Here is a 7335-nt window from a genome sequence, read left to right as displayed (position 1 = left end):
GCCGCCGCGATCAACATCGCGGTGCGCAGCCCGTCGGTCGTCGCGGCGCGCAGCGCTTGGCCGCCGAGTCCGTCCAGGCCCGCGTTGGCGACCGCCACCAGCAGCGCCAGGCCGACCGCGCCGCCGACCTGCTGGCTGGTGGAGGCGACGCCCGAGGCGATGCCCTGGTCTTCGGCGGCCACCCCGAGCGCGGCGGCGCCGAACATCAGGGTGTACCCGGCGCCCTGACCGACCCCGAGCACGACCAGGCCGGGGATCAGCGCGACGTACGAGGCACCGGTCGCCATCGTTGCGGCGACGATCACAGCGCCGAGGCCGCCCACCGTGAGCGCGGCGACCAGCACCGGCCGGATCCCGTGCCGGGTGGCCAGCCTGCCCGCGGTCTGCGAGCCGACCGCGATGGCGGCCATCGGCACCAGGAACGCCAGCCCGGTGGTCAGCGCGTCGTAGCCGTGCACGCCCTGGAAGTACACGGTCAGGAAGTACAGCAGGGTGCCGAAGGTGCCCATGTACAAGAACGTGACGACCGTCCCCATGCTCAGGTTGCGGTTGGTGAACAGGCGCAGCGGCAGCAGCGGGTCGGCGCTACGCCGTTCGACCACGACGAACACCGCGAACAGGACCGCGCCCGCGAGCGCGGTGGCCAGCACGGCGGGCGACAGCCATCCGGACTCCGGTCCCTGCACCAGGGCAAACACCACGGCCGTGATACCGATCGTCGAGGTCAGCGCCCCCGCGACGTCCATCGAGCGGCCGCCGGCACGCGGCGCGTCCGGTGCGATCAACACGAAGGCGAGCAGCGCGGCGGCACCGGCGAGGGGCACGTTGACGAAGAACACCGACTCCCAGCCGAACGCCTCCGTCAGCACGCCCCCGAGCAGTGAGCCGAGGATCATCCCACTGCCGCCCGCCGTGCCCCACACCGCGAACGCCCGGTTGCGCTCGCGTCCCTCGGCGAACTTCGTGGAGACCAGGGTGAGTGTCGCGGGGAACAGGAACGCGCCACCGACCCCCTGCGCGGCCCGGGCCGCGACCAGCACGGCGGCCGACTCGGCCAGACCGCCCAGCAGCGAGGAGACCGCGTACAGCACGAGCCCGACGGCGAACATCCGCCGCGGTCCGAGCAGATCACTCGCCCGCCCGCCGAGCAGCAGGAAGCCACCGAACGCGACGGCGTACGCGCTGATCACCCACTGCAGGTGCTGTGCGGAGAAGCCGAGGCCGGAGCCGATCTCCGGCAGCGCGACGTACACGATGTTGTAGTCGATCGAGATGATCAACTGGGCGAACGCCAGCAGCGCCAAGATCGCTCCCGGGCGGCGCCGCCGGGGCGCCTGGGGCATGGTCGAGGGCATGAGGAGACTGCTTTCCGGAGAAGGTACGGGGAGTGGTGCCGGGCCGGGCCGCTGGGACACGCGGCCCGGCTGCGGGTTCAGCGCTGGGCGAGCGCCTTGGCCCACACGGGGCTGTCGAAGTAGTGGTTGTCGTACTGCTGCGAGCTGTCGCGGATGTCCTGCACCGTGGCCTCGCCCCGGTAGACGCGCTCCAGCAGCCGGTAGTAGTCGAAGCGGTGCAGGCCGGGGGTGAAGACCACCAGCATCTCGGCCTCACTACCGGGAGCGGGCGCGAACGCGTGCGGCACGGTCGGCGGGACGGTGAGGAAATCGCCCTTGCCCAAGGTCACGATCTCCTCGTCCACCAGAATGCGCATCGCGCCGTCCAGGACGAAGAACATCTCGGTGGCCTTGGTGTGGAAGTGCGCGGGAGCGCCCGGCGACCCCTTCTGGAACGTGGCCTTGTTGGCGGTGAGCGCGCCGCCGGTCGCACCCGCGTCGGCCAGCAGCGTGATCAGACTTGTCGCGCCGTCCTGCAGGGACTCGGCGTCCGCGGCGCGGACCAAGACGGGGGCGGTCGGCTGGTTCGTAACAGCGTTCATGGGTTCTCCCGGGTGTCCGGCCCGGCTTCTCACCAGGCCCTTCTTGCTGACACCGACGAATCTACGGTGCACAAAGACCCATTACATGGTTCATTCAATGGCGACACCCATGGGTCAATTTCGCGTCCTTGGAGGGCGCTGAACGCGGCCACCACCACAGATATGCGGCGCTCCAAGCCCCGTGTCGCGGGTGGCGGGCGCGCGCTCGCCAGCTCGACCATCAGCCCACCTGGACGACGCCGTTACACCGCCAGGTCCAAGGCGGAGAAGTCGACCTCGGCCAGCACGGGGTTGAACGCGGCGGGCTTGTGCGCGAGCTCGTCAGTGGCGTAGGCCCCGAACCGGGTGATGTGGGAGCGCAGGTACGGCGACAGGGCGGCGAGCTGGTCGGCGGTGATGGGCCAGCCCTCGGCCACCAACTGCCGGACCACGTCCATGATGTCCAGGGCGGGGCCACGGTTGGAAGGAGGACGCCTAGATTCCTCAGAATGGCCCGCTACCTGCGGCTGCGGGACCTTCAGCGGGAGATCGAGGAGGGCCTGAACGTGATGGAGTCCTCTAACGGCGCGAACTCCGTGATCGCGTACGGCAAGGGTGGGGAGATCGCCTCGAACCGGCGTGACGAGCAGGAGATGTTCGTGCTGTGCCTGCGGATTCTGCAATCGGCCCTGGTGTACGTGAACACCCTGATGCTTCAGGACATCCTCGGCGAATCGGAGTGGGTGGACCTCCTCACGCCCGCCGACCGGCGCAGCCTTACCCCGCTGTTCTGGTCCCACGTCCGGCCCTACGGTGAGGTGAACCTCGACATGGGAGCCCGCCTCAACCTCGCCGCGACCTCCGTACCGGGCCCCCGGGCCCCCGCCGGCCAGACCACGCGATCCACCGTGGAGAACGTATGAGCCTGCGCCTGTACGGCACTGCGCGCGGGCTGCGCCGGCGTCTCGCATGGCGCGACCCCGACATGTGGCTGCCCCGGGCCCGTGCCTGGGCCACCGTGCTGACCCCGCCCGCGTGGTGGCGCCTGCCGGACGATGACCGAGAGGCCCGCCGGTCCGGGGTCGAACCCGCCTTCTGGACCAACCGCCAGGTCCGCCGGAGCGGTCTGTGCACGTCGTGCTGGATGCGCGAGAGCGAGCCCGACATCCTCATTCTGCGACGGTGGCCGGTGCTCGGCCGCCTGACACGCGGCCGCGGAATCAACGGTCAGCGCTGGAAGCGGTAGCGGATCTGGCTGTACGTCTCGCCCTTGCCGAAAGCGAATCCGACCTCCGGATCGATGCGGTACAGCAGAACGTTGCCGGAGCGGATGGTGTCACCGAGGCCATGCCAGGTGCCGTCCGGGCTCGTCAGGAGGTCGCCGTACTTGCACTCGTAGGCGTCGGCGGTGGTGCTGCGTTCAGCCGGGTCGCACACCAACTCGGCACGTCCCTCGATGGTGATGTCGATACCGTCGAGGACGTTCGTGCCGGTCGTCATGACGCAGTGGTCGTTGGCGTGGAGGTTACGCGTCTTGCGCTCTTGGTCGCCGGTAGCGAAGTACAGGGCGCCGCCGGTCCAGACGGCCAGCAACGGTGTCACGTGGGGCCGGCCGTCGGGGCGGACGGTGGACAGCCAGAACAGTCGCGCCTGCTCCAGCTCACGCAGTGCGATCGGCCAGGGGATCACGTCGGCGCCGGAGTCGCTGAAGGGGCCGATCTCGGCGACCGGGTCACAGTCGGACATGGAAGCTCCTCAATGGGTCAGGCGGGAATGCGGTCGGACACGATCTGGTCAACGGGAGGCGCCGCGGTCTCTTTGGTGACCGGTGCCGATCGCTTGCCGAGCATGGCCAGAGCGATGACCAGGCCCAGTGCCGCGACGAGGCCGACCACGCCGAACGCGGCCTGATGACCGGGAACCAGCGTCTGCGGCGCGGCGATCCCAGGCGTGGGTGCATGCGTGGCGACAACGCTGCCGGCGATGGCTACGCCGAGGGCGGTGCCAACCGCGAAGCAGGTATCGGCGAGTCCGGCGGCCAGACCGGAGTGCCGTTCGGCGACACCGGTGAACGCCGCGATCTGGGCACAGACGGTGGCGGTGCCCATGCCCGCCCCGAAGACCAACAGGGCAAAAGTCAGCAGTTCCGGTGAGCTGTGCTCGGACACCACCCGGGTGAGCAGCAGGCAGGCTCCACCGAGCAGGGCAGTGCCGACGGTCGCGACCGGACGCACGCCGATCCTGGTCACAACCCGCTGGCAGACCAGAGCACCGACGACGGCCGCCACGGTCATCACCCCGGCCGTGAGGCCGAACCGCACGGGCGACCAGCCGAGCACCGACTGCGCGTGGGCGGTGAGGATGATGAGCATGCCGTCGACCGCCATGCCCGTGACGAGAAGCAGGAGGTCGCCGCCGACCAGGGAACGCGACCGCAGGACCCCGAACGGCACCAGCGGCGCCTTGGACCGCCGTTCGATCACGACAAACAAGCCGGTCAGCGCCATCGCACCCGCCAGCGGCCCGAGGACCTGGTAGCTGAACCATCCAACGTCAGGGACGCCGGTGATGGCGTAGACGAACAGCACGAGAGCCGAAGTGACCGTCAGCGCCCCGGCCAGGTCGAAGGAGCGGACACGCACCTCGTTCCGGCTCTCGATCAGCATCACCGGCGCGAGGATCAGCACCACCACCCCGACCGGGACGTTGATCCAGAAGACCCACTGCCAGCCGAGCGTATCGGTGATCAGGCCGCCCAGCAGCAGCCCGGCGGTGGCACCGAACCCTCCGATCCCACCCCAGATTCCCAGTGCCCTGTTCCGCTCGCTGCCTTCGGCGAAGGCGTTCATCACCATGGACAAGGCTGCGGGGGCGATGATGGCGGCCGACACACCCTGCAAAGCGCGGGCTGCGACCAGGGCCTCGACCGTCGGGGCGAACCCGCATCCCAACGAGGCCAACACGCGCAGCGACATTCCGGCCAGGAAGACCCTGCGGCGGCCGAGCAGATCCGCGGCGCGGCCGCACAACAGCAGCAGGCCCGCAAAGGCCAGCGCGTAGGCCGTGACCGCCCACTGGACGGCGGTGCCGTGCGCCCGAAACTCCCGCTCGATGGCCGGCAGGGCGGTGAGCAGGCTGGTCCCGTCCAGGATGGTCATGAAGAACGCCGTGCCCAGTAACACCAGCACCCGCCACCTCAAGGCGGCCGCCCGCGGGCTCACTCATGCCCTCCCGCACCCAGCTCGACGCCCAGCGCGTCAAGCCAGTCGCCGGTGCCGTGCTTCCGCCAGGAGGGCTCCTCCCGGCCATCGAGGAAGGCGCCCTGCTCGGTGAGGACCAGCTGCGTGCCCCCATCGGCAGGGCAGAACGTCACGGTCGTCAGCGACGCCGTCGCTAGGTCGTCTCCCGCGTGCAACATGGAGGTGTAGACAATGCGCTCGTCTGGGACGATGTCGCGGTACAACGACTCAAACGTCATCGACAGGCCGCTGTCCGGGTGGCTGCGGTTGACCTCCCGGCCCCCGACCCGGAAGTCCAGTTCATGGTCCGCATCGGGGGTGGAGAACCAGCGGGCCTTCGCCTTCGGGTCGGCCCATGCCGCGAACACCCGGGCCGCCGTGGCCGGGTAGAGGCGTTCGAGGGTGAACGTGGCGTGCGTGACAGAACGGTCGATCATCACAAGCTCCCTTGCTCCGGTGTGCCGGGATCATCGAGCAGGTAGTCGCCGAGCCGGTCCAGGCGCCGTTCCCAGGACGTGCGCTGCTCGGCAAGCCAGTCCTCGGCCGTCCGCAGCACGTCCGGCTCGATGCGGCAGGTGCGGACGCGGCCGATCTTCTCGGATCTGACCAGCCCGCACGCTTCCAGCACCTGGATGTGCTGCATGACCGCCGGTAGCGACATCTCCAGTGGCCTGGCCAGTTCGCCGACCGACACCGGCCCGCGGATCAGGCGCTGCACCATCGCCCGGCGCGTTCCATCCGCCAGCGCCTGGAACACCCGGTCCAGCGATCCGCCATAGTTAGGCATGTCCTTAACTATGGGTCGGCACACATTTATAGTCAAGTACTTCCTTAACCAATGACCCGATCGTGGTGGTCCGATCTACTGGCGGGCTCGCGCATTCGGCCCTGTTCTCGTACAGCCACGGCGAACGGACATGCAGCACTGCGTGATGCTCGGAGCCGGCCCCGGCTCTCCTACCGCCGGGCCGAGGAGATCTTCGAGGAGAACACCCGGCTGCCGGCCAACCCGCTCGCCTCACCCGAGGACATCGAGGACCTGAACGGGTGGACGCTTCACCGGCTACGTCACAGTGCCCTGACACACGACGCCAAGGACGGCACCTCCACCCCGATGCTGCTGGCCCGCTCCCGTCACGCCTCCGTCCGCTCCCTGGAGCGGTACGCCCGCCCTGGCGTCGACTCGGTCGCCCGACACGTCGCCGAACACCACGGCCGGGCGGTGCGCCAGCGCCCGGGCGATCGCCACCCGCTGCTGCTGGCCGCCGGACATCTCGCTCGGGCGATGCCCTAGACGGTCGCCCAGCCCCAGCACCCGCACCAGATGCGCCATCCACTGCCGATCCACCCGAGGGCCGCCGATCCGCTCGCCCAGTGTGATGTTCTCCTCTGCGGTCAACGTCGGAATGAGGTTGAACGCCTGGAAGACGAACCCCAGCCGATCCCGCCGCAGCGTCGTCAACTGCCCGTCCGACAGCCGCGCCAGATCGGTTCCCCCGATCAGCACCGACCCCGACGTCGGCCGCTCCAGACCCGCCAGGCAATGCAGCAGCGTCGATTTCCCAGACCCCGACGGCCCCATGATCGAGGTGAACCGGCCCGCCTCGAACCCCACGGAAACCCGGTCCAGAGCCGTCACCAGCGAACTCTGGCGGCCGAACGTGCGCGTCAGATCGACCGCGTGGACAACAGGCGGCTGCCCGGCAGTACTCGGAACCTCACCCGAATGCGAAGACGAAAAAGACATGCCTCCATCACACGTCAGGTACCCCACGCGGCGCGATCAAGCCAGCAACCCTCTTCGAGGTAACCCAGGCGTTACCACCCAGGTCAGCGCGGAGCCATCCGTGGCCGACGCTCCCGGTGGCACTCACCGCTACTTGGCGGCTGGGGACGCGTCCGGGAGTAGAACGCTCAACACGCCGATGAGGAACGCCGACTCGTTGTCGCCGGTAGCTCAGACGACCGCCGACCATAACCGGGTGTGCCCGCAGGCCTCCAGTTATGACCTGTGCAAATCTCCCGGCGACACACACCTGAACGAAAAGTCACGGTAAGCCACTCAACTCTCCTCTGCTAACGGGACTTTTCGAGGCTGCTATATCTGTCAAGCGGCTGCCTGGAGGGATTCTGGTGTGCGTTCGAGGAGCTTGAACAGTTGCCGGGAGAGGGCTCGTTTGA

General features: G+C 68.9%; 10 protein-coding genes. 2 read left to right on the top strand and 8 right to left on the bottom strand.

The window, feature by feature from the left end; all coding sequences use genetic code 11:
* The 3 genes from ABZ260_RS42855 to ABZ260_RS42845 all read right to left on the bottom strand — a co-directional run.
* On the bottom strand, nt 1-1355 hold a 1355-nt coding region (locus ABZ260_RS42855; protein ID WP_355629350.1), incomplete at its 3' end, for an MFS transporter.
* A 77-nt stretch (nt 1356-1432) separates the two neighbouring features.
* Complete coding sequence (locus tag ABZ260_RS42850; RefSeq protein WP_138648532.1) at nt 1433-1936, bottom strand: cupin domain-containing protein; 504 nt, start codon at nt 1934-1936, stop codon at nt 1433-1435.
* 242 nt (nt 1937-2178) lie between these two features.
* On the bottom strand, nt 2179-2373 hold the full coding sequence (locus ABZ260_RS42845; protein WP_355629347.1) for a hypothetical protein: 195 nt from the start codon (nt 2371-2373) through the stop codon (nt 2179-2181).
* A 51-nt stretch (nt 2374-2424) separates the two neighbouring features.
* Here ABZ260_RS42845 and ABZ260_RS42840 point away from each other — a divergent pair, with 51 nt between their 5' ends.
* Nucleotides 2425-2838, top strand: a complete 414-nt coding sequence (locus ABZ260_RS42840; protein WP_355629344.1) for a Tn3 family transposase — start codon at nt 2425-2427, stop codon at nt 2836-2838.
* Complete coding sequence (locus ABZ260_RS42835) at nt 2835-3161, top strand: hypothetical protein (protein ID WP_355629341.1); 327 nt, start codon at nt 2835-2837, stop codon at nt 3159-3161. Before ABZ260_RS42840 ends, ABZ260_RS42835 begins: the two co-directional genes overlap by 4 nt.
* Here the strand turns inward: ABZ260_RS42835 and ABZ260_RS42830 are convergent.
* From ABZ260_RS42830 to ABZ260_RS42810, 5 genes are all read right to left on the bottom strand, one after another.
* Nucleotides 3143-3661, bottom strand: a complete 519-nt coding sequence (locus ABZ260_RS42830) for a pyridoxamine 5'-phosphate oxidase family protein (RefSeq protein WP_355629338.1) — start codon at nt 3659-3661, stop codon at nt 3143-3145. The genes ABZ260_RS42835 and ABZ260_RS42830 overlap by 19 nt on opposite strands.
* A gap of 17 nt (nt 3662-3678) precedes the next feature.
* Nucleotides 3679-5103: an MFS transporter gene (locus tag ABZ260_RS42825; RefSeq protein ID WP_355629335.1), complete on the bottom strand. Its 1425-nt coding sequence runs from the start codon at nt 5101-5103 to the stop codon at nt 3679-3681.
* Nucleotides 5104-5132: 29 nt separating this feature from the next.
* A complete protein-coding gene (locus tag ABZ260_RS42820) occupies nt 5133-5591 on the bottom strand; it encodes an SRPBCC family protein (protein WP_355629332.1) in 459 nt (152 codons plus the stop codon).
* Nucleotides 5591-5941 (bottom strand): metalloregulator ArsR/SmtB family transcription factor, encoded by a 351-nt coding sequence (locus tag ABZ260_RS42815; RefSeq protein ID WP_355629329.1) that lies wholly within the window; start codon nt 5939-5941, stop codon nt 5591-5593. The genes ABZ260_RS42820 and ABZ260_RS42815 overlap by 1 nt, the downstream gene beginning before the upstream one ends.
* A gap of 276 nt (nt 5942-6217) precedes the next feature.
* Complete coding sequence (locus tag ABZ260_RS42810) at nt 6218-6793, bottom strand: ATP-binding cassette domain-containing protein (protein ID WP_355629326.1); 576 nt, start codon at nt 6791-6793, stop codon at nt 6218-6220.
* Between the last annotated feature and the right edge of the window lie 542 nt (nt 6794-7335).

The organism is Streptosporangium sp. NPDC006013, from assembly GCF_040614275.1.
In the GTDB taxonomy this organism is placed as follows: Bacteria; Actinomycetota; Actinomycetes; order Streptosporangiales; family Streptosporangiaceae; genus Streptosporangium.
Note: the sequence above shows the minus strand (reverse complement) of the source record. Positions and strands in the feature narration are given on the sequence as shown.